Here is a 22,331-nt window from a genome sequence, read left to right on the forward strand (position 1 = left end):
CATTACTCGTTGCGAGCAGCTTCCCAGCCAGGCTGGCCTGGCTGCAGCTGACAGCGTTCCAGTACCTGCAGCCAGGCCTGGTTATGGCGCTGGACGCTGGCCTGAAAACTTTCCCACAAAGCCTGTTCATGACCACTCAGGCGCTGCAGATAAGCCGCGGTTGCCGGTGGTATTTCGGGCACCTCGCGCAGGTGCGTCAACTGCTGCTGCCAGGGCTGGCCGAGCCGTTGGGCCTGGGCCAGCAGCGGCTGGATCTCGCCGGCATAATAGGTCACGAAGACGTTGAACAGAATTCGTGATTGCGGGGTAGGTTGGCCCAGCGGGCAGAGCCGGGCGGCTCTGGGGCTTTCCAGCATGGTGCTGGCTTGATTCAGCGTGTGGTTCAGACGGGCCAGGCTGTGGATCAGCTGGCCGCTGCGTGAGCTGCGCTGCAATGCTTGAAATAACGGGTCAAGCACCTCACGGCTGGGGGGTAATTGCTCGGGCAGCGCCTGGCCAATGCCGCTGAGCTCAGCCAGCGCCTGCAGAGCCAGGGTGTCAGAGATGCTCGGATCTGGCGGTAGTGGCTGGTCGGCAAAGCGCAGGTAGTATTCGAATTCGCTGCTGGCGTTCAGGGCATTCCAGAATACCGCTGGCAGGCTGGCCCGCTTGGCAGCACCGATGTCTTCGAGCTGGGTTTTCAATTCGCTGCGTCTGGGGTCGTCGGCAATCACCAGCAGGCACTCGTCGAGCGCCTGTAACAACTGCCCTTCATGCGCCAGTCGGTGGCTGGCCGGCATCAATCGGCCGAGGCTGCTGTTGCGTTCGCTGATGCGCTGCTGCAAGGCGTGGCAGTGTCGTGACTCCACCACCAGATCCAGCAGGCTCAAGCGTTGCTCGGCCACCGTCTGTACCCGTTCACGTCGCTCGGGCATTCGGTAATGACTCAAATGACGTGAGTCAAAGTGACTGACGGGCTGCTCAAGTACTCGGCCCAGACGAGTCAGATAGTTGTCCATCTGGCGGCTGGCCGGCGCACCAACGTCACAACCGGTCAGCAGCAGGGCAAGACTGAGCAGTGCGATGAGAGACTTCATCGTCGAACTCCAACAGGGCTGCTTTCAGTATGCCACGCGGTTAATAACTACTGCCAAATCGTAGATTACGGCGAGTGTCGGGGCTGCCTGCGTTTGGCCTCATGACGTTTGCGGCGGGCACCAACCCGTGCCAGGCGAATCGACAGAAACAACGCTGCGGCGCTCAGGCCGATGATCAGCCCCTGCCAGAAACCGGCCGGCCCGCGGGCTGGGCCGAGCAGATCGGTCAGCCCCAGTACATAACCGCATGGCATGCCGACCAGCCAGTAGGCGATGATGGTCAGCAGCATGGGCCGACGAGTGTCCTGATAGCCTCGCAGGGCGCCGGCACAGGCCACTTGCAGGGCATCGGAAAACTGATACAGCGCGGCGTAGAACAGCAGGCTGGCGGCCAGGGCGATGATTTGCTGATTGTTGGTGTAGATCAACGGAATGCGATCAGCCAGCCACAACACCAGCGCAGCGGAAAACAGTGCATAGAACAATGAACTGACGATACCGACCTTGGCGGCGAACAGCCCGGCCCGGGCGCCATGGGCGTTGAGGTTGTGGCTGACCCGCACGGTGATCGCCAGACCCAGGCTGAAGGGCACCATGAACAGCAGTGAGGTGAAGTTCAGGGCCAGTTGGTGGCTGGCGACCACAATCTCCCCCAGTGAGCCGATCAGTAGTGCGATAACCCCGAACATGCTGGTTTCAGCAAACAGCGCGATGCCGATCGGCAGGCCCAGCCCGAGCAACTGGCGCTGGGTGAGCCAGCTTGGCCAGTCAAAACGGGCGAACAGGCCGCTGGGAGCAAAGTGTGGTGAGCGCTTCAGATAGATCACCATGCACAACAGCATGAACCACATCACCAGGGCCGTCGCTATCCCGCAGCCCAGTGCGCCCAGGGCCGGAAAGCCCAGCTTGCCGTAGACCAGCACGTAGTTGGCAGGGATGTTGAGTAGCAGGCCGGCAAAGCCAATCAGCATGGTCGGCATGGTACGTGACATGCCATCGCTCAGAGCGCGCAGGGCCTGGAACAAGGCGACGGCCGGAAAGCCCATGGCGACGGCCCGCAGGTAGGCCATGGTCGGGTCGATCAGGCTCGGCTCCACCTCCATCAGGATCAGGACGGGCTCCATGGCGCTGAGAAACAATCCGCACAGACAGCCCAGGAGCAGGCCAAGCCATAGCCCCTGGCGTATCAGCGTACCGGTATCAGCCAGACGGCCAGCGCCGTGGCTGGCAGCGACCTTGGAGGTCAGGATCATCAGAGTGCCGGTCAGAAACAGAAAGGTTGGCACCCAGAAAGCGTTGCCCAGCGCCACGGCAGCCAGCGCCTGGGCGCTGAAGCGTCCGGCCATGGCGGTGTCGACAAAACCGAGCAGGGTATGGGCGGTTTGGGCGGCGATAATCGGCAAGGCAAGCCAGATCAGGCTACGCAATTCTGTTACACTGCGCCGCCACCGAGTGGGGTTGGTCTGTCCTGAAGTCATGGGGCAGGGATGGGCTCGACAAAAGCGGCTCATCGTATCAAGTTACTCACTATTGTCTAGGGAACCTATGAAAAACTACCTGCGTTGGCAATACTGCGTTAAAAACAGCCTCAAAATGCTCATTTACACCACGTAAACTGCGCTTTTTCGGCTGTTTTTTCCTTGTCTTGCCTGTCTCGCCTACGTTTTTCAGAGGTTCCCTCGCTCGCTGATGAACCACGACTACCAGGATCTTGTCCGTATTTTCTCCGAGTGCTTCGAAGCCGAGTACAACACGGTACTGGTGGCTGGTGCTGACGAGCCTGAGTATCTGCCGGCCGATGCCGAGCATCCGCGTCATCGGATTATTTTTGCCCATGGTTTCTTTCGCAGCGCCCTGCATGAGGTAGCCCATTGGTGCGTTGCTGGGCCGCAGCGGCGTTTGCTGGCCGATTTTGGCTATTGGTATGCTCCCGACGGGCGCAGCGCCGAGCAGCAGCAGGCGTTTGAGCAGGTTGAAGTCAAGCCGCAGGCCTACGAATGGCTGTTCTGTCAGGCTGCCGGTCACAAGTTCCGGGTCAGCCTGGACAATCTCAATGGTGAGCCTACCGATTCCAGCTTATTCAAGCAGCGGGTGCTGGAGCAGACTCTGCACTTTCTGAACGCCGGACTACCCGAGCGTCCAGCCCGATTTGTCCAGGCCCTGCTGGCGTTCTACCGCCCGGGAGTCCGGCTGCAAGCTGCGGACTTCAGCCTCGAGCAGTTGTAGCTAAGCCTGGAGCACCGGCCCGGCCGATATCAAACAGTGGTTCATCGCTGCTCAGCAGGCTGAAACGGGGCTGGCTGCTGCGGGTCGGTGCCAGACGCAGGAAACTCATGATTTCATCACGGGTCTGCTGCCAAGTGGCCTTGCTCTCCAGATCAAGGAAGTGTCCGGCGCCGCGTATCGTGGCAAATCGTGAACGTTCGATATAGCGACCAAAGCCATGGGCGTCATCGGGGGTGGTGTAGATGTCCTTGTCGCCGTTGATGAACAGTACCGGAACATCGATGCGCTCGGCGTTGGTCATATAGCAGTTGGTATCTTGCTTAAGCACCTGATTCACATGAAAAGCCATTTGCAGGTACTCATGGTCGTCCAGGCTACTGATGTGGCGGAAGTTGTAGCGTTTGTAGAGTGAGGGCAGGTGCTGGCCGATGGTCTCGTTGATCAGGTCGGCGACGCCTGTGCGGTCGCAGGCGATCAGGCGTTGCACGCCGGTTTCCAGGTAATCGCTCATGGCCGGGTTGATGACCGGGGAGAAGGCCATGATGACTGCCTTGCGGATGGCACGGGGACGTTGGGCCAGAGCCAGCAGGGTAGAAGCTCCGCCCCAGGAGAATGACAGCAGGTGATCGGCTTCGAAGTAGTCGATCAAATCGAGCAGAATCCGGGCTTCCTGCTCCTTGGTCACTGGTTGGCTGTGGTCGTTGTGGGGTTTGGATTGGCCGGCATAGGGCTCATCGAAACAGACCACGTTGAAGCAGGGCTGCAGATAGCGCACGGTCTGGGCAAACGAGGCGGTAGTCGCCAAGGAGCCGTTGACCAGAATAATGGTGCCTTGCGGGGCCGGGCTGGCGTAATAGGCGGTATGAACGCGGAACAGCCCTTGACTGCTGACCAGTGAGTGAGTTGCTTTCATTGTACATCTCCCGGCATGCCTGAATTGAAAGGCATACGACAAGCGCCGCATGCGATTGCATTGCTGGGCAGTTGGCAACAGGCCATGAAAAGCACAAGGTGGGCCCTTGGACGATCGGCAGGATCGAGGGGTTTGTTATTGGTGGGCTTGCGGGTGGGAAGGACAGCACCTGTGCTGGTAATGGGTCGTTACCGTGTATGCACAGGTGTTCAGGCAGGTCCTTCAACAAAAAAAGGTGGCGAGCACCCGGTCGTATCGTGGCGTCTTAGAGTGTTATCGAAACTTTCAGGTCACAAAAAGACTTTATGGGCTCAGTTAAGCAGTGTCTTGCTGATGATGCAAGCGGGCGCCTATTGACTCCGGATGAACGGCAATACTGGACGGGCCGGGTGGCAGCCGGGACAATCGCGATACGCCATGTTCACTCGGTTGCTGGTGGGCTGTTATGGACACGCTGTGAACCCATCCATGGGCGCTCGTAGATGCCATCCATGGCATCTAACGGTCCAGAGCAGCCCAACAGCAACCGAGCTACTGTGCCCAGGCTAATGGAGACGCTCAGATGCATATTGTTGCCGATGAAAACATCCCTCTGCTCGATGAGTTCTTTGCCGGGCTTGGAAGTATTACCCGCTTGCCTGGTCGGGCTATAGATCGTGCTGCCTTGCGTCAGGCTGATGCACTGTTGGTGCGCTCGGTGACCCGGGTCGATCAGGCGCTGCTCAGGGATACGCCGGTACGGTTTGTTGGCACTTGCACCATAGGCACCGACCACCTGGATCTTGATGGTCTGCGCGGGACCGGAGTCAGCCTGGCCAGTGCGCCGGGTTGCAATGCCCGGGGGGTGGTGGAGTATGTGCTCAGTTGCCTGCTGACGCTGGCCGAGCGCCGCGCTACCGACTGGCGCCAGCAGCGAGTCGGGATTGTCGGGGTGGGGGAGGTCGGTACCCGCTTGGTCCGGGTTTTGGCCACGCTGGGTGTTGAATGCCTGCTGTGTGATCCACCTCGGGCGGCGCGGGGCGAAACAGGTTTTGTCGGGCTGGATGAGCTGATCGCCCAGGCTGATGTGATCAGTCTGCATGTGCCGCTGAGTCGTGAGGGTGCTCACCCGACCTGGCATCTGTTCGATCAGGCTCGGCTGCAGGCTTTGCGTCCGAACGCCTGGCTGATCAACAGCAGTCGTGGCCCGGTGATCGACAATGCCGCGCTGGAACAGGTTATGACTGAGCGTCAGGATCTGGCGTTGGCGCTGGATGTCTGGGAGCACGAGCCCTGGGTTGCCCGTTCACTGGCGGCCCGCTGTGAGTTGGCCACTCCGCACATCGCTGGCTACAGCCTGGATGGCAAGTTGCGCGGCACCGAGCAGATCTATCAGGCGTTTTGCCGGTTTCTGGGTATTGATCCCGAGTTGTCGCTGGGGCAACTGGCGCCGCAGGATGGGTTGGCTGAGTTGCAGTTGAGCGCGGCAACGTCAACGGACTGGATGCTGAGCCGGGCGCTGCGCTGGGTCTATGATGTGCGCGATGACGATGCCCGGTTTCGCCGGATGTTGGTCGAGGCCGGGGATGATGCGGCTTTGCGCGCCGGCTTTGACCGGCTGCGCAAGGATTATCCGCTGCGGCGCGAATGCGCCCATCTGCGCCTGAGCGCGGATGCAGGGCTGCCGGCCGAGCAGGCGCGGCTGTTCAGTGAACTGGGGTTCAGCGTCTGATCTGAGCCTGGCGGGCGGCCATGCTGCTGCATTCAAGTGCACGGCAGGCTTGCTGAACCATCTGTTCGGTAATGGCGATTTCCCGTCCCTGCTCATCAATCAGCCAGCCACCGGTCGATTGCACCGAGGGCTGATGGGCAGCAGGGGTGTTGGCGATATTGTGCAGGGCGTTCAGGTTCACGGAATGCTCTCTCTTTTCAGTCATGGCTTGGTTGCCTGCTTTCGTGCTTACGGGCGCAGGATATGGCACCACAATGACGACTTTGTGACACATGGCACTGACAGGGGTTGTAATGCAAACACCGTTCCGACTTGGACTGATCATCAATCCGCTGGCGGGTCTGGGTGGGCAGGCGGGGCTCAAGGGGAGCGATGGCGTGGCCGAACAAGCTCTGGCTATGGGTATCGAGCCGCGAGCCCAGGCCCGTGTGCGGGTGGCTCTGGAGGCCTTGCTGCCGCTGCGTGAGCGAATCCAGATTCTGAGCGCACCCGGCCCGATGGGGGCGGACCTGCTTGGCGAGATGGGGTTCGACTTCGAGCAGATTGGTGAACTGGCTGGAGCACATACCAGTGCTGCGGATACCGAGCGCATTGCCGCCCAGATCCAGGCCCGGGGGGTTGATCTGCTGCTGTTTGCCGGCGGCGATGGCACGGCGCGCAATATCTGCCACAGCGCTCGCCCGGGGCAACTGGTATTGGGCGTACCTGCCGGGGTCAAGATCCACTCTGGGGTTTATGCGGTCAATCCGCGTGCGGCGGGTGAACTGGTCAGTCTGCTGGTGCAGGGGGATCTGGTGCGTCTGGCCGAGGCGGATGTCCGTGATATCGACGAGGAGGCCTTCCGTCAGGGCAATGTGCGCACCCGGCACTACGGCGAGTTGGCAGTGCCCCAGGAAGGGCGCTTCGTTCAGCAGGTCAAGCAAGGCGGGCGCGAGCTGGAAACCCTGGTGCTCGATGATATCGGCGCCTGGTTGCAGGAGGAGCAGGCCTCAGACCGGTTCTGGATCATGGGGCCGGGCTCGACCACGCTGGGCTTGCTCGAGACCATGGGGCTGGAGGGCACCTTGCTGGGTGTGGATGTGCTCTGTGATGGCGGACTGATCGCTACCGATGTCAGCGAGCCGCAGCTCTGGGAGTTGATGCAACGGGGTGGAGAGTGGCGCATCCTGGTGACCGCAATTGGTGGTCAGGGCCACATCCTCGGGCGCGGGAATCAGCAGATTTCACCCCGGGTGGTGCGTGCAGCCGGGCTCGATAATCTGTTGGTGGTGGCGACCAAGACCAAGCTCAAGACTCTGCATGGCCGGCCATTTCTGATTGATAGCGGTGACCCCGAACTGGATCAACAGTTAACCGGACTGCGCCGGGTGCTTAGTGGCTATCGCGAAGAGATGCTGTATCCAGCGAGCTGGAAGGCGGAGTAGCCTGAGCAGCGTTCCCACACGAAGCGTGGGAACGCTTATTAATTGCACGCAAGCTCAGCGCCAATTGGGTCAGCACCGAAACTGATTTAATCAGTGTTCCCTTAGCGGTAGTTGCCGGCCCGCAGCGCCGCAATCCGCTGCTCCAGCGGCGGGTGGCTCATCAGCAAGCCAGCCAGGCCGTGCTTGAGATTGGCGTTGATGCCGAAGGCAGTCAGTTCGCCAGGCATTTCCACCGGAATACCCTGCTCGGCACGCAGGCGCTCCAGCGCCGCGATCATGTTGCCGGCTCCGGCCAGTTGGGCACCGGCGGCATCAGCGCGGTATTCACGCTGGCGCGAGAACCACATGACGATGATGCTGGCGAGGATGCCTAGAATCACTTCGGCAAAAATGGTGGCGATGAAGTAGCCGATCCCCGGACGACCACTTTCGTTCTTGAATACCGCCCGGTCAACGAAGTTGCCGATGATGCGGGCGAAGAACATCACGAAGGTGTTGACCACGCCTTGAATCAGGCTAAGGGTGACCATGTCGCCATTGGCAACGTGACCGATCTCATGGGCCATGACCGCGCGTACTTCGTTGGGACTGAAGCGTTGCAGCATACCGTCGGATACCGCAACCAGCGAGTCGTTGCGGTTCCAGCCGGTAGCGAAGGCGTTGGCGGCGCGGGAGGGGAAAATGGCCACTTCAGGCATGCCGATGCCGGCTTCGCGGGCCAGTTCGGTGACAGTCTCGACCAGCCACTGCTCCTGGCGGGTTTGTGGCTGGGTGATGACCCGGGCTCCGGTGCTACGCTTGGCCATCCATTTGGACAGGAACAGCGAGATGAAGGAGCCGGCAAAACCGATGATGGCGCAGAAGACCAGCAGGCCGGTCAGGTCCATTCCGCCCTGACCATCATGGATGCCGAGCCCCAAGATGCTCAGGGTAATGCTGGCTACCAACACAATCGCCAGGTTGGTTGCCAGGAATAAAAGTATGCGCATCATACGGTTGTAGCTCCCATCGAAAGTAAAATCTACGGTCTGGCCAGCGCCTGCGCAGGCAAGCCATGGTCCTTTGTGTGGTTATATTGGGTGATTCTTGCTGGCTTTCAATTGTCAGTCTATTTCAAATCGTAAGTGCTGCCGGATTTGAAGCAGTGGCGTACCGCTTCGGCCAGGTGACTGGATGAGCCGCTATGCAGTGCTTCGCGCAGTTTCTGCGCCAGGGTTGCGCGCTGATGGGCGACACTGGCAGGCAGTTCAGGCTGTTGCCAGTCGAGGCGCGGAGTAGACAGCAGGACAAAGCCGCGTTCGCTCAGACAGCACTGATCCAGGCCTTCCTGGCGAATGCTGCCGGTATGGCGCAGGAAGCCTTCTTCGGCGAGCCAGAGCATGGCGCTGAAACAGGCCATGTGGCGAGGGGCGGGCACGCCGAAAGGGTCCGGTTCGTGCTCGCCGATCAGATCGACGACGAACAGCGTCGTCGGCCGGGGAAAACTGCTGTACAGACTCAGCAGTATGCCGGCGACGTCGCGGTAAAAGTCCTCGATGTGCAGGTCCGCCATGGCGCCGGTTACTGCCGGTAATCCTTGAGGAAGTTGGCGATCCGGCCGATGGCCATTTCCAGATCGTCCTTGCGTGGCAGCGAGACGATGCGGAAGTGGTCGGGCCACGGCCAGTTGAAGGCGGTACCTTGCACCACCAGGATTTTTTCCTGCAACAGCAGATCAAGGACCATCTTTTCATCGTTGTGAATCGAATAGACCTTGGGGTCCAGGCGCGGGAACAGATACAGGGCGCCCTTGGGCTTGGTGCAGGTTACACCGGGAATCTCGTTCAGCAGTTCCCAGGCGGTGTCACGTTGCTCCAGCAGGCGGCCACCCGGCAATACCAGATCGTTGATGCTCTGATAGCCGCCCAGCGCGGTCTGGATGGCGTGCTGCGACGGTACGTTGGCACACAGGCGCATGGAGGCAAGGATATCGATGCCTTCGATGTAGCTCTGGGCGCGCTGTTTAGGGCCGCTGATGATCATCCAGCCGGAGCGGAAACCGGCGACCCGATAGGACTTGGACAGTCCGTTGAAGGTCAGGCACAGCACATCCGGGGCAACGGCGGCCAGCGATTCGTGCTCAGCGCCGTCGTAGAGAATCTTGTCGTAGATTTCGTCGGCGAACAGAATCAGGTTGTGCTCACGAGCTACCTGAGCCAGTTGTTCGAGCATGTCACGCGAGTACACCGCGCCGGTCGGGTTGTTCGGGTTGATTACGACCATGGCCCGGGTGTTGGGGGTGATCTTGCTGCGAATATCTTCGATATCCGGATACCAGTCGGCCTGCTCGTCGCATAGGTAATGTACCGGTTTACCGCCGGACAGGCTCACGGCGGCAGTCCAAAGCGGGTAATCGGGGGCTGGAATCAGCACTTCATCACCGTTGTTGAGCAGCCCCTGCATGGCCATCACGATCAGTTCGGATACACCGTTGCCCAGGTAAATGTCTTCGATGGTGACGCCGGGAATGCCCTTGGTCTGGGTGTAATGCATGACCGCCTTGCGTGCCGAGAACAGGCCTTTGGAGTCGCTGTAACCCTGGGCAGTAGGCAGGTTGAGGATCACGTCCTGGAGGATTTCCTCCGGTGCTTCGAAGCCAAAGGGTGCAGGGTTGCCGATGTTCAGTTTGAGGATCCGATGACCCTCTTCCTCGAGGCGCTTGGCGTGGCGCAGAACCGGTCCGCGAATGTCATAACAAACGTTGGCCAGTTTATTTGATTTGCTAACCTGCATGGTGCTTACCTTGTGATCCCTGGGGGCTGTACCGGCGGAGTAAAACACGCATCATACGTTGTGCGACACTGACTGGGAAAGCCCGTTATCAACATCCCGAGGAGACCGGTATGGAGAAAGTGACCAAGTCCGAACAGGCCTGGCGAGATCAGCTTGATGAAGCGCAGTACCACGTGTGTCGGTTGAAGGGGACCGAGCGCCCGTTTACCGGGGCGTATTACCACAATACGGTTCCAGGGCGTTATCACTGCATCTGTTGCGATGCCGAGCTGTTCGATACCGAAACCCAGTTCGATGCCGGCTGTGGCTGGCCTAGTTACTACGCGCCGGTGAGTGAGCAGGCTATCGCCACTGCCGAGGATTTCAGTCATGGCATGCACCGGATTGAGGTGCTCTGTGCGCGCTGTGACGCACATCTGGGGCATGTGTTTCCCGATGGTCCGCCGCCGACCGGATTGCGCTATTGTATAAATTCGGTGGCATTGCGCCTTGAGCCGCGTTAGTCCCAAATCGTCACCCCTGAACCAGCCGAGCCCAATGGAGCCAGCATGACAACATACGATAATCCGCTGCATATCCCCTGTACCACCATCGACAACCGTGAGATCACCCTGGCGGAGTTGGGTGGCAAGGCTTATCTGGTGGTCAATACCGCCAGCAAGTGCGGCTTTACGCCGCAGTACAAGGGGCTGGAGGCCTTGGCTCAGGAGTATGGGGAGCAGGGCTTGCGGGTGGTGGGTTTTCCCTGCAACCAGTTTGGCGCCCAGGAGCCGGGTGATGAGGGACAGATCGCCGAGTTCTGTGAACTCAACTATGGGGTGAGTTTCCCCATGTTCAGCAAGGTTGAAGTCAACGGCGCCAATGCCCATCCGCTGTATGTGCAGCTGAAGAAAGCTGCACCGGGGCTGTTGGGCAGTGAGCGGATCAAGTGGAATTTCACCAAGTTTCTGCTCGATGCCAATGGTCGGGTGATCAAGCGCTACGCGCCGACTACCGCGCCGGAGCAGCTTAAGGGGGATATTGAGGCGCTGCTCAAACGTTAAGGAACCTACGTTTTCAGAGGCCCCTTAAAATATCCTTGGGGAGGCTAGTGCCTCCCCAGCCACTTCTCCAGCAACGCCTGTAGGTCTTCACGTTTGAACGGTTTGGCCAGATAGTCGTTCATGCCGGCGGCTTCACAGCGCTGACGGTCTTCCTGCAGGGCGTTGGCGGTCAGGGCGATCACCGGGATTTTTTGCCAGCGTGGGTCGGTACGCATCCGGCGGCTGGTTTCATAGCCATCCAGAACCGGCATGTTGCAGTCCATCAGTACCAGATCATAGCCCTGCTGTTCCAGACGGTTCAGTGCGGCTTCGCCATGCTCAGCGACATCGACCTGATAACCCAGCCGGCTCAGCATGCCGCGAGCGACCATCTGGTTAACCATGTTGTCTTCCACCAGCAGGATGTGCTGGCCGGTCTCTTGGGCCCGGTTGCGCTCCTGTTCGACTCCTGCGCGGGTGTTATCGAACAGTTCGTCAATGGCTCGAGCCAGGCGAGCGCGAGCAGGAGGGCTGGCGACCTGAAGCTGCACATTGAGCGATTTGGCTTCATCGCTGGGCAGCAGCAGCGGATAAGGGCAGATCAACATTCGCGGTATTTCGATGCTCATTTCCCCCAAGCGCCTGGCCAGTATCGGGCTGTCGAGCAACCAGACGTCGGCCTGCAGGCAGGGGTGTTGTGGTGGTTCATCATCGGGCGTGTAAGTCAGCAGTTCACAGTTCATGCCCCAGTGACACAGCAGCTCTTTGAGGATGCTGCCCTGGCGGCGTCCCTGCTGATTCCAGACCACTACCTTGCGCGCGGTGGGGTAGGCGTAGCTGGGCTCGTTCTGGGCGGTTTCCAGAGGCAGGCTGACGGTGAAGGTGCTGCCCTGTTCGGGGACCGAGATGACCTGCAGTCGCCCCCCCATGGCGTCGCTCAGGCTCTTGCACAGCGCCAGTCCAAGACCTGTGCCGCCGAACCGGCGCGATATGTGTACATCGGCCTGGGTGAAGGGGGAGAAAATGCTGTCCAGCGCATGTTCGGCAATGCCGATGCCGGTATCGGCCACGCTGATATGGACCCACTGCTGCCGGCTGTCACTGGTGTCCAGTCGCAACCTAAGGCTGACATGGCCGTTTTCGGTGAACTTCAACGCGTTGGACAGCAGGTTGCTGGCGATCTGGCGAATCCGGGTTGGGTCGCCATACATTTGGCCAGGCAATTGCGGGTCGATCTGGCAGGTCAGTTCTATATCCTGTTTGCCGGCGTTTTGCGACAGCAGGCTGGCGGTATCCTCAAGCAGGGCCCCGAGGTCGAAGGCGATATGCTCGAGTTGTAATTTGCCAGCCTCGAATTTGGACAGGTCGAGAATATCGTTGAGCAGTTCGACCAGTACCTTGCCTGAGTCGTAGGCTATCGAAAGTTGCTGGCGTTGTTCGTCATTGAGCGGGCTGTCCAGGGTCAGGCCGATCATTCCCAGCAGTCCGTTGATCGGTGTGCGAATCTCGTGGCTCATGTTGGCCAGAAACACCGAGCGGGCCCGGGCCATATCCAGCGCTTCTTCGCGCGACAGCTCCAGCTCCTGGTTGGATAGTCGCAGCTGGGCGTTGGTTTCCTGTAATTCGGTGGTGCGGGCCTCGACGATACTTTCCAGCTCCTCAAGGTACTGGCGCAGGCGTTCTTCGGCCCGTAGTTTCTGGCGCATGCTGACATCGATGCTCTGCAACTGGTGGTTGATTACTTCAACCAGGGCACCGATTTCGTCGCGCTCGTGGCCGTCGGGGCAGGGCAGGCGGCTGCGCTCTTCTTCGGCCTTCATGTTCAGCAGGTCGATGATCAGGCGGACCAACGGCTTGGTCAGCATGGCGTAGAACAGCACCATCAGGATAAGTGACAGCACCAGACTGAGGATGAATCCAGATAGCATGGTCAGTCCGGCGCGGCGCAGGAAGCTGGCGCCCTGGTGGAAGGTGTCGACTTCAATGACCAGATGGCCGAGTAATTCGTCGGTGACATGCTCGACGAACAGCGGCTGGGAGTAGTCGCGGCGGCGCTCGAATAGCGCGTCGCTGACCGCGCGATAACGGCTTGAGGCCATGGGCCGACTGACGCTGGCCAGGGCAACGCCGTTGCTGTCGATGATCTCGGCACGCACTACTGGGGGCGCCTGAAGCAGGCCGTTGACCAGTTCCAGAGCCAGTTCGGCGTCAATGTTGTAGGCAATCCGCGAGGCGGGTCCGAGGCTGACGTTGATCTGGGCCTGAACCTCGCGGTCGATGGCCGCATCCTCGGAGTGGTAGTCCACCAGCACCTGAATCAGCCCCAGCAGGATGCCCAGAATGAATGCGGCCAGAACCCCCAGGCGCGCCTGTTTGAACGAGAGTCGATCGGTAAAGCGTATGTTCATCAGTTTTGGGGAGCATCCTGCCGTCGTTATGCTGTTGAGCTTAGCTTAGTTTGTCTTTGGATCGCAGTCCGTGTTGTGGTGCCCAATGCGCGCGCATGGCATTCTTGGTCAGTTGTTACCTAGGAGATTTTGTCATGAGTGAAATCACCCAGACCCGCTTTATGCAACGGGTGGTGGATTTTCTGGAGCGTATGGAGCAGGGCATGCCGTCTCAGCCGCAAGCGGTGGACTGGCACACGGTGTTGGCGGCGCGCTGGGTGGCTGAAGGTGAGGGCGGGCGTTTGCGGGCGCTGGAGGTCAAGCTGGATACCGGGCTGGATGATCTGGTTGGGGTGGATCGCCAGAAACAGTTGCTGCAAGCCAATACCGAGCAGTTCGTGGCCGGGCTGCCAGCCAATAACGCCCTGCTCTGGGGCGCTCGCGGGACTGGTAAGTCATCGTTGGTAAGGGCCCTGTTGGCTGCCTATGCCGGGCAGGGGTTGCGCCTGATCGAGATCGACAAGGCCGATCTTTTGCATCTGCCTGCCCTGGTTGAGCATATTCGAGCGGAGCCGTGGCGGTTTCTGCTGTTCTGTGATGATCTGGCCTTCGAGTCAGACGATCAGGCCTACAAGAGCTTGAAAACCGTGCTGGATGGCAGTGTTGAAGCCAGTCCGGATAACTTGCTGCTCTATGCCACCTCCAACCGCCGGCACCTGTTGCCGGAGCACAACAGCGACAATCTGGGTTCCAGCATGGTCGATGGTGAATTGCATCCGGGCGAGGCGATCGAGGAAAAGATCGCGTTGTCGGATCGCTTTGGGCTGTGGGTTTCGTTCTACCCGTTCAGTCAGGAACATTACCTGAATGTGGTGCGCCATTGGTTGACGCAGTTGAGTAGACAGTATGGGCTGAACTGGAGCTGGTCCGAAGACTTGCAGCAGGAGGCGCTGCGCTGGGCCCTGGCGCGTGGCAATCGCAACGGGCGCTGCGCTTACCAGTTTGCCAGGGCCTGGGTGGGTAAGGCGTTACTGGGGCTGAGTGAGGCTACCTGAGGCCTTTTCCTTCATCTTGCCCACCAGTTGATGCTCGGCGGGCAAGAGGGCGCTGACAGTTGAGCGAGCGCTGACCTGACTCAGCAGGGATGACAGGTTGGGCCAGCGCAGCTCGTCGATCAACTCGCCGGCATGGGCGAGGTTGATCAACTGGCAGGTTACGGCGATATCAGCCAGTGTCAGGCGCTCGCCGACAAAGTAGCGGCGGCCATCGAGCAGCCCTTCCAGATAATCGAACAGCGGCGGCAGCCGATCGTCCAGTGCCTCACGGACCTGGGTCTCATCACAGTGCTGGCCTATCACCGGCTTGACGATACGGTTGCGAAATACTGCAAAGGTGGCCCAGGGGGCCAGTTCATAATCGGCGTATTTTTCCAGCCAGCGTACCTGGGCTGCCTGTTGTGGGTTGTCGCCGTACAGGCTGGTCTGGCCGTAGGTGTCCTCCAGGTACTGGGCAATCACGGCTGAATCGGCCAGGTTCAGTTCGCCGTCACGGATCGCCGGGATACGGCCAAGGGGGCTGATATCCCGATACCAGTCCGGTTGTTGGAAGGGCGGCACTGGGACGTGCTCGTGGGCGATGTCGTGTTCGGCCAGTACGATGCGGACTTTGCGGACAAACGGGGAGAGGATGGCACCGTAGAGTGTCAGGGGCATATGTGCGGGTTCCAATACGGGTTAGGGAAGTAGCGATTAAATCAGTTTCAGTGTTGGCCCAATTGTCGCTGACCTGTTCTGGACACGCCGTGAATACATCCATGTAGGCTCGTAGATGCCATCCCTGGCATCTAACGGTCCATAACAGGTCAGCGACAATAGGGCTACTCAGATTGTGTGCAATTAATCGCTGCTTTCTTAGTCAGTCGTCGTAAACGGCCTTTTTCTTCCAGGCTTCGTCGCTTTCTTCCATTGCCTTAAGGCCGGCAGCCAGCTCGGTATTGTCATCACTGCTGGTGTGCTCATGCTGGGCTGCCAGTTGCTCAGCCTGTTGATGTTGGTGTTTGAGTCGCTGCAAATGTTCGGTGTAGGCGGGATTGTTGTGCTTTTGCAGGTAACTGATGGCACGCTCGTACTGCAGTTTCGCCAGGCGTGGCTTGCCCTGGCGCATGGCCTGCTCGGCCAGGCTCTGGAACAGTTCCAAGGCGGTATTGATCAGGAACTGGCGGATCTGGGCGGACCAGCGTTGCAGGGCGGGCTTGTCGATCAGCCCGTCCTTGTGGGCCTGGGTCAATAGTTTGTGCAGGTTTTCAAGCATCAGGCGCACGTCTTTGGCCTGGGCTTCGCTGGTGACCTTAAGCGGAGGGTTGTTGATTTCCGGCTCTGCGCTGCTCAATTGTTGGCGGGTACTGTCCAGGCGTTTGCCAGGGCTGTCGTTTTTACGGTCAACCTTGACCAGTTGCTCGAGCAACTGAACTTCCAGACGCAGCAGCAGACTTTTCAGTTCGGGACTCATGAACTGCCCCGGCAACTGTATGCTGACGGTATCGCAAACGTTGAGTCGGGCATTGAGGTCGGCTACCTGGCGCGCGCGTTCAAGCCGGGCACGTTCCAGACTGTGATTGATGAAGCCGATGCTGATCAGAATCAGCAGACCACCTATGACCAATGCACCAATCAGTAATGGGGACACGGTTTATCTCTCTTATGTCGCTTGGAGCTTATGGCAAGCTTCCAACTTAATACTCTGACATGCAAGTGCCTTTTGCGTCGGGACGCAATTCCCCGAAAAATCAGGGGTTGGAAAAAAACCTGAAAAAATATTGAGTTGAGGGGTTGACGGTGTTGGAGGGGGTGCATAAAATGCGCGCCACTTGCAGCGAACACGGCAACGCGGAAGCAGCAAGTAGTCAAAGTCAAGGCTTTGGCAGGTGAAGACCGGATATGTGTCCCCTTCGTCTAGTGGCCTAGGACACCGCCCTTTCACGGCGGTAACAGGGGTTCGAGTCCCCTAGGGGACGCCACTTCGGCGTCAGATTTGCGGGAATAGCTCAGTTGGTAGAGCACGACCTTGCCAAGGTCGGGGTCGCGAGTTCGAGTCTCGTTTCCCGCTCCAAATTATCAAAAAAGCCGCCTTTCAGGCGGCTTTTTTGTGTCTGTTTTTCGGCCGGGCTGCCTGGGTCATGATTGCGATTCGTCGCAGGGGCGCTCCAGAATCCTGGGGCCGGAACCCTGCTCGGCAAGTACGTCATCAGGATTGCGTAGCGGGCAGTCAGCCAGTGACAAGCAGCCACAACCTATGCAGCTATCGAGTTCATCACGAAGACGGGTCAGTTTCTGGATTCGCTCGTTGAGGTTGGCTCTCCAGTCTGAAGAAAGTTTGCGCCATTGCTCTGCGTCCAGTTTGTTGCCTGCTGTGTAGTTGGCAAAGGCTGTTTTGATTTCTTCCAGGGAGATGCCGGTGCGTTGGGCCACCTTGATGATCGCGATATGCCGGAGTACGACGGCCTGGAACCGGCGCTGGTTACCGGCTGTGCGCAGACTTTTGATCAGTCCTTTGGATTCATAGAAGTGCAGTGTCGAAATGGCGACCCCGCTACGTTTGGCCAGTTCGCCGATGCTTAGCAGGCGTGTGGAGTCGGGCGTATTTTTTCTCATTACTGGTTATTGACCTCAAGTTTACTTGAGGTTTTATAGTGCGTCGCGCCAGGTTTGGCAACCGTTTAAATACTCTGGCTGCTGCGGCTTTTTTGCGGCTTTGTTGGGGCTGCAGCCCGAGTGACGATCATCCAGATTGGGAGTGACAATCTATGCAGAAGTTGGGGGAAGTGCTTGAAAGTGGGTGGCTGTGGTTGGTTGCGCGGCTGTTGCTGGTAGTAGTTTTTGCTTCATCCGGACTGGCGAAGATTATCGACTTTGATGCCGGTATGGCCGAGATGCGTGATGCCGGTCTGGAGCCGGCCTGGTTGTTCAATGTGGTGGTTGCCTCGACGCTCCTGCTTGGTTCTGTGCTGATTCTGTTGGATCGGGTGGTTTGGTTGGCTGCTGCGGCTTTGTCAGGTTTTTTACTGCTGGCGATCCTGATAGTGCACCGTTTCTGGGCTTTGCCAGCTTCTGATGCAGAGCTGGCACTGTTCTTTGCCCTTGAGCATGTGTCGGTGATGGGTGGGCTGATCGCCGTTGCAGTGGCAAGTCACGCCCGCCGGGAGCTACGCCTGATTGATGAGTGGAAGCCGCGGACTTGAGAGTCGCGAGTCCCTCTCGCGCGTGGATTCAGCTTTGCAGCAGTTGTTTGGCCTGGGCCCAGTCGAAGGTTTCGCCGCGGGCTTCGGCCTCCGCTCGGTGTTCGTCGAGAAGCTGATACTGGGCAATTTCCTCGTCGGGCATGAAATGCAGACAGTCGCCACCGAAGTACCACAGCAGGTCGCGGGGGATCAGGTGGGCAATCTGCGGGTAGCGGCTGATGATCTGGCAAAGCAGTTCCTGGCCCAGGTACTGGCTATCGTGCTCCTGGCGTTCCATGGCGTCTACCAGCTCAGCGAAGCGCTCGAGAAACAGCAGGTTGCTTTCCTCGGGAACCTGTTCCATCAGCACCGCTTGCGCACGCAGGGTATCGTATAGGCTGTGCAGCAGGGCCAGATGGTAGGTGTGGTAGCTCAATGGGGTAGACATCGGGGACTCCAGACAGGCTTGAACCGCGCGAGTGTAGCAAAATACTGCACTCGGCGGTCCAGTGAGCTGACACTGAGTTACTCAGTGGTAGCTTGAGTCTTGCTCTTGCGGGGCTTGGGTTTAACAGGGCTCATTTCTTCCTTGGTGAAGTCATCAACCTCGATTACCGCGCGCCGCGCATCGCGAGCGATACGCATCAGGTCAGCCTCTTCGGCACTGAAAAGGCCGCTGGTGACGGCTGCATCAAGCTGAGCCTCGGCGTCACCTGCAGGAATATCGCCGTTGGCCACGGCCCGGGCCAGTTTGGTTTCCAGCGGGTCGGCCGCGATGACCTTTTCCAGGGTGTAGTTGAGCAGCCCGGTGACGTCTTCTGGATCATTGCTGCGATAACAGCCGGCCAGTAACCGGTCGCGGGCGGCGCCTGGGGTCATTAGCCGGCGAGCGACTTCGGCTCCGGTCTTGTCGGCCGGTGGTTTGAGCCGGCGTCCGAGCGGGAAGATAATGGCCCGCAGGGCGATGCCCAGGCGGCGGTCGGGGAAGTTGAGCAGAATTTCATGCATGGCCTGCTCGGTCTTGGCCAGCAGGTCTTCAACACCCCACTGTACAAAGGGCAGGTCCTCTTCCGGCGAGCCCTGATCCTGATAGTGCTTGAGGGTGGCACTGGCCAGGTAGAGATTGCTGAGTACGTCGCCGAGGCGGGCGGACAGACGTTCACGACGTTTGAGTTCACCGCCGAGCATCAGCATGCTGATGTCGGTCAGGGTTGCGAAGGCCGCCGCCAGACGGTTGAGCTGGCGGTAGTAGGGGCGGGTTTCGGTGTTGCCGGGGGCTTTCCCGATACGTCCGCCGCTCAGGCCCAGTAGCAAGCTGCCTGCCGCATTGCCCAAGGCAAAGCCGATATGTTCGAACAGCAGGCTATCGAAGCGCTCTATGGCTTTGTGCTGGTCGCTTTCCTGGGTGGCGGCCATCTCCTTGAGCACGAAGGGGTGGCAGCGGATCGCGCCTTGACCAAAGATCATCATGTTGCGGGTCAGGATATTGGCGCCTTCGACAGTAATGGAAATCGGCACTGACTGATAGCCGCGACCCAGATAGTTCTTCGGTCCCATACAGATGCCTTTGCCGCCGTGTACATCCATGGCGTCGTTGAGGCATTGGCGCATACGTTCGGTCAGGTGGTATTTGACGACCGCCGAGAGAACCGAGGGCTTCTCGCCGAGATCGACTGCGCCAACGGTCATGGTGCGGGCGGCATCCATTACATAGGTGTTGCCGCCGATCCGGGCAAGAGCTTCCTGGATGCCTTCGAACTCGCCAATCGGCAGGTTGAACTGGCGGCGGATCCGGGCATAGGCGCCGGTGGTCATGCTGGCCATCTTGGTGGCACCGGTACTGCCGGCCGGTAGTGAAATAGAGCGACCGACCGACAGACAGTTCATCAGCATTTTCCAGCCTTGGCCGATCATGCCCTGCCCACCGATCAGGTAGTCCATGGGAATGAATACGTCCTTGCCGGAGTTCGGGCCGTTCATGAAGGCAGCGTTGAGCGGGAAGTGGCGGCGGCCGATCTCGACGCCGGGGGTGTCGGTTGGGATCAGGGCCAGGGTTATGCCAAGTTCATGTTGTTCGCCAAGTAATTGATCAGGGTCGTAGACCTTGAAGGCCAGGCCGAGCAGGGTGGCGACCGGGCCCAGGGTGATGTAGCGCTTCTCCCAGGTGAGTCTGAGCCCCAGTACTTCCTGGCCTTGCCACTGGCCCTTGCAGACGATGCCCTTATCCGGCATCGAGCCGGCATCTGAGCCGGCCTCGGGCGAGGTGAGGGCAAAGCAGGGAATATCTTCGCCACTGGCCAGGCGCGGCAGGTAGTGGTCCTTTTGGGCATCGGTGCCGTAGTGCATAAGCAGTTCGGCCGGCCCCAGCGAGTTTGGCACCATGACGGTGCTGCCCAGATCGCCGCTGCGGCTGGCCAGCTTCATGGCTATTTGGGAGTGGGCGTAGGCGGAAAAACCTTTGCCGCCGTACTGTTTGGGAATGATCAGGCCGAAAAAGCCGTTGCTTTTGATGAAGTCCCAGATTGTCGGGGGCAGGTCCTGACGATGGGTGGTGATGTCCCATTCGTCGGTCATGCGGCAAAGTTCTTCCACCGGGCCGTCAAGGAAGGCTTTTTCCTCGTCGCTCAGGGTCGGTTTGGGGAAGTTATGCAGCTTGTTCCAATCCGGCTTGCCGCTGAATAGCTCGCCGTCCCACCAGACGGTCCCTGCGTCGAGTGCTTCACGCTCGGTGTCGGATAACGGTGGGAGTACCTTGCGAAACCAGTTGAACAGTGGCGTGCTGATGCTGGTGCGGCGCCAGTCTGTCATGTTCAGAGGGATGGCGATACCCAGGAAGGCGGCCCAGAGCAGCAGGTCCAGCAGCCAGTGGACAGGTCCGAAAACGGTCATTATCAGCAGATATGCCGCGGTGGCGATGCAGCCATTGAGCAGGCCGCTGCGCATATAAGCCAATGCAGCGATCCAGAGTACCAGGCCGATCAGCCATAGCAGGGTCAACATTTAGCGCTCCTTTCCAGTTGCCTATGCCAGAACTCAGCATAGCCGGTTTGCCGGGTGATATCGAAAGGAAGGCTGTTGCAGGGTGTTGGCGGGCGTTGGAACGCCCGCCAACAAGAGCTTTCAATGCTCTACGCGGCTGAGATCGGCAGGCAGGGTGCGGCCGGCCAGATAGTAGTGGAAAGATGCCCAGATGTTGATGAAGGCGGCACCGAGCAGGGCATAACGCAGACTGTCGTTTTCAAACAGGGTGCGCATCAGGTCACTGGCTATGCCGATCAGTTGCGGACCAAAGCCGAGGCCGACCAGGTTCAGGATGAACAGCATGATGGCCGATGCCAGGGCCCGGCTGCGCAGCGGGGTCAGGCTCTGGATCATGGCGAAGCTGGGGCCTAGGTAGAAGGCGCCGAGGAATGCGGCCGGCATATAGATCACCAATGCCCAGAAGGTGCTGTCGACCAGATAGAAAGCCACGATGAAGGGGATGGCCAGGATTTTGGCCAGACCGACGATCCAGGCGTTCCAGCTCTGGTTGCGGGCCGCCAGACGGTCGGCCAGAAGGCCGCCGATGAAGGCACCCAGGCCGCCGACGATGCCCATGACCGGACCGAGAAACAGGCCTACCTGGCCGGGGGTAAGGCCGTGGCTGCGAATCAGAAAGGCCGGCCCCCAGACGATGCTGCCATAACCGACCAGTGCAGTAAGAGTCACGCCGATCACGACGTGCCGGGTAGTGCGCACCTGCCACAGTGAGGCAAACCCGGCGCGAACATTGACCTTGCCCAGAGCAGCTGGTTTGACACCGTCGGCATGGCCGCGCGGTGGTTCGATCAGGGTGTAGCGCACCAGCAGGGCAATCAGCAGGCCGGGTAGTCCGACGACGAAGAAGGCTGCTCGCCAGCCCCACCATTCAGCGACGAAGCCACCGACCATGAAGCCAATCATGATGCCGAAGTAAACACCCAGGGCGTAGATCGACATGGCGCTGGAGCGCTGTTCTTTGGGATACAGGTCGGAAATCATCGAGTGTGATGGCGGACTGGAGCCAGCCTCGCCAATCCCGACCCCAATCCGGGCTGCAGCCAGTTGCCAGAAGTTCTGGGCCAGTCCGCAGAGTGCGGTCATGGCGCTCCAGATGGCGATGGACCAGGCAATGATGTTGCGTCGGTTGGAGCGGTCGGCCCAGATGGCGATCGGAATGCCGAGTGTGGCGTAGAACAAGGCAAAGGCAATGCCGGACAGAAAACCGAGCTGGGTGTCTGACAGGAGCAGGTCGGCCTTGAGTGGTTCGATCAGAATGCCGACGATATTGCGGTCGACATGGCTGGAAGTGTAGGCCAGGACCAGAATGATCAGGGCGTAGCGACGATAGGCCGGAGTAATGCGACTGGCTGGGTCATCGTTGACCGTGGCCGGGGTATCGGGCACGAGTGCCATGGGGGTGTCTCCGCTGGGGGAATTGTTGTTGTCTAGTGCATCGAGCATAAGGTGGCGCGGGGGCGCCCCACAATCGACCGGCCGGTCACATTTGTAGAACTTTTGTAATCGCCGCACGGCAGAGACCCCATGTAGGGCAGGGTTGATTTT

General features: G+C 59.5%; 21 protein-coding genes and 2 tRNA genes. 9 read left to right on the top strand and 14 right to left on the bottom strand.

Annotation, left to right across the window (positions count from 1 at the left end; genetic code table 11):
- Positions 1-2: 2 nt before the first annotated feature.
- Positions 3-1,076: a DUF3080 family protein gene (locus BVH74_RS11475; RefSeq protein WP_080050202.1), complete on the bottom strand. Its 1,074-nt coding sequence runs from the start codon at positions 1,074-1,076 to the stop codon at positions 3-5.
- 65 nt (positions 1,077-1,141) lie between these two features.
- Complete coding sequence (locus BVH74_RS11480) at positions 1,142-2,554, bottom strand: MATE family efflux transporter (protein WP_080050203.1); 1,413 nt, start codon at positions 2,552-2,554, stop codon at positions 1,142-1,144.
- Positions 2,555-2,765: 211 nt separating this feature from the next.
- On the opposite strand from BVH74_RS11480, the gene BVH74_RS11485 reads away from it, so the two are divergent.
- Positions 2,766-3,302, top strand: a complete 537-nt coding sequence (locus BVH74_RS11485; RefSeq protein WP_080050204.1) for an elongation factor P hydroxylase — start codon at positions 2,766-2,768, stop codon at positions 3,300-3,302.
- Here the strand turns inward: BVH74_RS11485 and BVH74_RS11490 are convergent.
- Positions 3,283-4,215 carry an alpha/beta fold hydrolase gene (locus BVH74_RS11490; RefSeq protein WP_080050205.1) on the bottom strand — a complete coding sequence of 311 codons (933 nt, stop codon included), beginning with the start codon at positions 4,213-4,215 and terminating at the stop codon, positions 3,283-3,285. The two genes, BVH74_RS11485 and BVH74_RS11490, sit on opposite strands and share 20 nt — an antisense overlap.
- Positions 4,216-4,777: 562 nt before the next feature.
- Between BVH74_RS11490 and pdxB the strand changes: the two genes are divergently transcribed.
- Positions 4,778-5,926, top strand: a complete 1,149-nt coding sequence (gene pdxB / locus BVH74_RS11495; RefSeq protein WP_080050206.1) for a 4-phosphoerythronate dehydrogenase PdxB — start codon at positions 4,778-4,780, stop codon at positions 5,924-5,926.
- Here the strand turns inward: pdxB and BVH74_RS11500 are convergent.
- Positions 5,916-6,131 (bottom strand): PA1571 family protein, encoded by a 216-nt coding sequence (locus BVH74_RS11500; RefSeq protein WP_131038227.1) that lies wholly within the window; start codon positions 6,129-6,131, stop codon positions 5,916-5,918. The two genes, pdxB and BVH74_RS11500, sit on opposite strands and share 11 nt — an antisense overlap.
- An 88-nt stretch (positions 6,132-6,219) precedes the next feature.
- Here BVH74_RS11500 and BVH74_RS11505 point away from each other — a divergent pair, with 88 nt between their 5' ends.
- On the top strand, positions 6,220-7,350 hold the full coding sequence (locus BVH74_RS11505) for an ATP-NAD kinase family protein (RefSeq protein ID WP_080051709.1): 1,131 nt from the start codon (positions 6,220-6,222) through the stop codon (positions 7,348-7,350).
- 101 nt (positions 7,351-7,451) lie between these two features.
- Here BVH74_RS11505 and htpX read toward each other — a convergent pair whose 3' ends face one another.
- The 3 genes from htpX to BVH74_RS11520 form a co-directional block, all read right to left on the bottom strand.
- The gene (gene htpX / locus BVH74_RS11510; protein ID WP_080050208.1) at positions 7,452-8,342 is read right to left on the bottom strand and encodes a protease HtpX; all 891 of its coding nucleotides are present in this window, start codon (positions 8,340-8,342) and stop codon (positions 7,452-7,454) included.
- A 116-nt stretch (positions 8,343-8,458) separates the two neighbouring features.
- Positions 8,459-8,902, bottom strand: coding sequence for a hypothetical protein (locus tag BVH74_RS11515; RefSeq protein ID WP_080050209.1), 444 nt, complete (start codon positions 8,900-8,902; stop codon positions 8,459-8,461).
- Between the two features lie 8 nt (positions 8,903-8,910).
- Positions 8,911-10,122, bottom strand: coding sequence for a pyridoxal phosphate-dependent aminotransferase (locus BVH74_RS11520; protein WP_080050210.1), 1,212 nt, complete (start codon positions 10,120-10,122; stop codon positions 8,911-8,913).
- A 110-nt stretch (positions 10,123-10,232) separates the two neighbouring features.
- Between BVH74_RS11520 and msrB the strand changes: the two genes are divergently transcribed.
- Together msrB and BVH74_RS11530 are read left to right on the top strand one after the other, a co-directional pair.
- Positions 10,233-10,625: a peptide-methionine (R)-S-oxide reductase MsrB gene (gene msrB, locus BVH74_RS11525; RefSeq protein ID WP_080050211.1), complete on the top strand. Its 393-nt coding sequence runs from the start codon at positions 10,233-10,235 to the stop codon at positions 10,623-10,625.
- A 45-nt stretch (positions 10,626-10,670) separates the two neighbouring features.
- Positions 10,671-11,165 carry a glutathione peroxidase gene (locus tag BVH74_RS11530; RefSeq protein WP_080050212.1) on the top strand — a complete coding sequence of 165 codons (495 nt, stop codon included), beginning with the start codon at positions 10,671-10,673 and terminating at the stop codon, positions 11,163-11,165.
- Positions 11,166-11,209: 44 nt separating this feature from the next.
- Here BVH74_RS11530 and BVH74_RS11535 read toward each other — a convergent pair whose 3' ends face one another.
- Positions 11,210-13,552 (bottom strand): ATP-binding protein, encoded by a 2,343-nt coding sequence (locus BVH74_RS11535; protein ID WP_080050213.1) that lies wholly within the window; start codon positions 13,550-13,552, stop codon positions 11,210-11,212.
- A 134-nt stretch (positions 13,553-13,686) separates the two neighbouring features.
- On the opposite strand from BVH74_RS11535, the gene BVH74_RS11540 reads away from it, so the two are divergent.
- Entirely contained in the window at positions 13,687-14,586 is a 900-nt protein-coding gene (locus BVH74_RS11540; RefSeq protein ID WP_080050214.1) for an ATP-binding protein, read from the top strand.
- Here the strand turns inward: BVH74_RS11540 and BVH74_RS11545 are convergent.
- The gene (locus BVH74_RS11545) at positions 14,560-15,243 is read right to left on the bottom strand and encodes a glutathione S-transferase family protein (RefSeq protein WP_080050215.1); all 684 of its coding nucleotides are present in this window, start codon (positions 15,241-15,243) and stop codon (positions 14,560-14,562) included. The genes BVH74_RS11540 and BVH74_RS11545 overlap by 27 nt on opposite strands.
- Before the next feature lie 202 nt (positions 15,244-15,445).
- Complete coding sequence (locus tag BVH74_RS11550) at positions 15,446-16,216, bottom strand: hypothetical protein (protein ID WP_155121714.1); 771 nt, start codon at positions 16,214-16,216, stop codon at positions 15,446-15,448.
- 255 nt (positions 16,217-16,471) lie between these two features.
- On the opposite strand from BVH74_RS11550, the gene BVH74_RS11555 reads away from it, so the two are divergent.
- Positions 16,472-16,547: transfer RNA gene (locus BVH74_RS11555), tRNA-Glu, on the top strand.
- Positions 16,548-16,563: 16 nt separating this feature from the next.
- Positions 16,564-16,639, top strand: a tRNA-Gly gene (locus tag BVH74_RS11560).
- Between the two features lie 65 nt (positions 16,640-16,704).
- Here BVH74_RS11560 and soxR read toward each other — a convergent pair.
- Complete coding sequence (soxR, locus tag BVH74_RS11565) at positions 16,705-17,181, bottom strand: redox-sensitive transcriptional activator SoxR (protein ID WP_080050217.1); 477 nt, start codon at positions 17,179-17,181, stop codon at positions 16,705-16,707.
- A gap of 152 nt (positions 17,182-17,333) precedes the next feature.
- On the opposite strand from soxR, the gene BVH74_RS11570 reads away from it, so the two are divergent.
- Positions 17,334-17,768, top strand: coding sequence for a DoxX family protein (locus BVH74_RS11570; RefSeq protein ID WP_080050218.1), 435 nt, complete (start codon positions 17,334-17,336; stop codon positions 17,766-17,768).
- Positions 17,769-17,796: 28 nt separating this feature from the next.
- On the opposite strand, the gene BVH74_RS11575 is transcribed toward BVH74_RS11570, so the two are convergent.
- From BVH74_RS11575 to BVH74_RS11585, 3 genes are all read right to left on the bottom strand, one after another.
- Positions 17,797-18,195, bottom strand: a complete 399-nt coding sequence (locus BVH74_RS11575) for a PA2817 family protein (RefSeq protein WP_080050219.1) — start codon at positions 18,193-18,195, stop codon at positions 17,797-17,799.
- Between the two features lie 77 nt (positions 18,196-18,272).
- Positions 18,273-20,744 carry an acyl-CoA dehydrogenase gene (locus BVH74_RS11580; RefSeq protein WP_080051710.1) on the bottom strand — a complete coding sequence of 824 codons (2,472 nt, stop codon included), beginning with the start codon at positions 20,742-20,744 and terminating at the stop codon, positions 18,273-18,275.
- A 123-nt stretch (positions 20,745-20,867) separates the two neighbouring features.
- A complete protein-coding gene (locus BVH74_RS11585; protein WP_080050220.1) occupies positions 20,868-22,181 on the bottom strand; it encodes a spinster family MFS transporter in 1,314 nt (437 codons plus the stop codon).
- Positions 22,182-22,331 lie beyond the last annotated feature (150 nt).

It is taken from the genome of Halopseudomonas phragmitis, assembly GCF_002056295.1.
GTDB classification, from domain to species: Bacteria; Pseudomonadota; Gammaproteobacteria; order Pseudomonadales; family Pseudomonadaceae; genus Halopseudomonas; species Halopseudomonas phragmitis.

Coding starts and splice junctions, on each gene's coding strand:
- BVH74_RS11475 (WP_080050202.1), bottom strand. CDS start 1,076: ATGAAGTCTCTCATCGCACTGCTCAGTCTTGCCCTGCTGCTGACCGGT.
- BVH74_RS11480 (WP_080050203.1), bottom strand. CDS start 2,554: ATGACTTCAGGACAGACCAACCCCACTCGGTGGCGGCGCAGTGTAACA.
- BVH74_RS11485 (WP_080050204.1), top strand. CDS start 2,766: ATGAACCACGACTACCAGGATCTTGTCCGTATTTTCTCCGAGTGCTTC.
- BVH74_RS11490 (WP_080050205.1), bottom strand. CDS start 4,215: ATGAAAGCAACTCACTCACTGGTCAGCAGTCAAGGGCTGTTCCGCGTT.
- pdxB (WP_080050206.1), top strand. CDS start 4,778: ATGCATATTGTTGCCGATGAAAACATCCCTCTGCTCGATGAGTTCTTT.
- BVH74_RS11500 (WP_131038227.1), bottom strand. CDS start 6,131: ATGACTGAAAAGAGAGAGCATTCCGTGAACCTGAACGCCCTGCACAAT.
- BVH74_RS11505 (WP_080051709.1), top strand. CDS start 6,220: ATGCAAACACCGTTCCGACTTGGACTGATCATCAATCCGCTGGCGGGT.
- htpX (WP_080050208.1), bottom strand. CDS start 8,342: ATGATGCGCATACTTTTATTCCTGGCAACCAACCTGGCGATTGTGTTG.
- BVH74_RS11515 (WP_080050209.1), bottom strand. CDS start 8,902: ATGGCGGACCTGCACATCGAGGACTTTTACCGCGACGTCGCCGGCATA.
- BVH74_RS11520 (WP_080050210.1), bottom strand. CDS start 10,122: ATGCAGGTTAGCAAATCAAATAAACTGGCCAACGTTTGTTATGACATT.
- msrB (WP_080050211.1), top strand. CDS start 10,233: ATGGAGAAAGTGACCAAGTCCGAACAGGCCTGGCGAGATCAGCTTGAT.
- BVH74_RS11530 (WP_080050212.1), top strand. CDS start 10,671: ATGACAACATACGATAATCCGCTGCATATCCCCTGTACCACCATCGAC.
- BVH74_RS11535 (WP_080050213.1), bottom strand. CDS start 13,552: ATGAACATACGCTTTACCGATCGACTCTCGTTCAAACAGGCGCGCCTG.
- BVH74_RS11540 (WP_080050214.1), top strand. CDS start 13,687: ATGAGTGAAATCACCCAGACCCGCTTTATGCAACGGGTGGTGGATTTT.
- BVH74_RS11545 (WP_080050215.1), bottom strand. CDS start 15,243: ATGCCCCTGACACTCTACGGTGCCATCCTCTCCCCGTTTGTCCGCAAA.
- soxR (WP_080050217.1), bottom strand. CDS start 17,181: ATGAGAAAAAATACGCCCGACTCCACACGCCTGCTAAGCATCGGCGAA.
- BVH74_RS11570 (WP_080050218.1), top strand. CDS start 17,334: ATGCAGAAGTTGGGGGAAGTGCTTGAAAGTGGGTGGCTGTGGTTGGTT.
- BVH74_RS11575 (WP_080050219.1), bottom strand. CDS start 18,195: ATGTCTACCCCATTGAGCTACCACACCTACCATCTGGCCCTGCTGCAC.
- BVH74_RS11585 (WP_080050220.1), bottom strand. CDS start 22,181: ATGGCACTCGTGCCCGATACCCCGGCCACGGTCAACGATGACCCAGCC.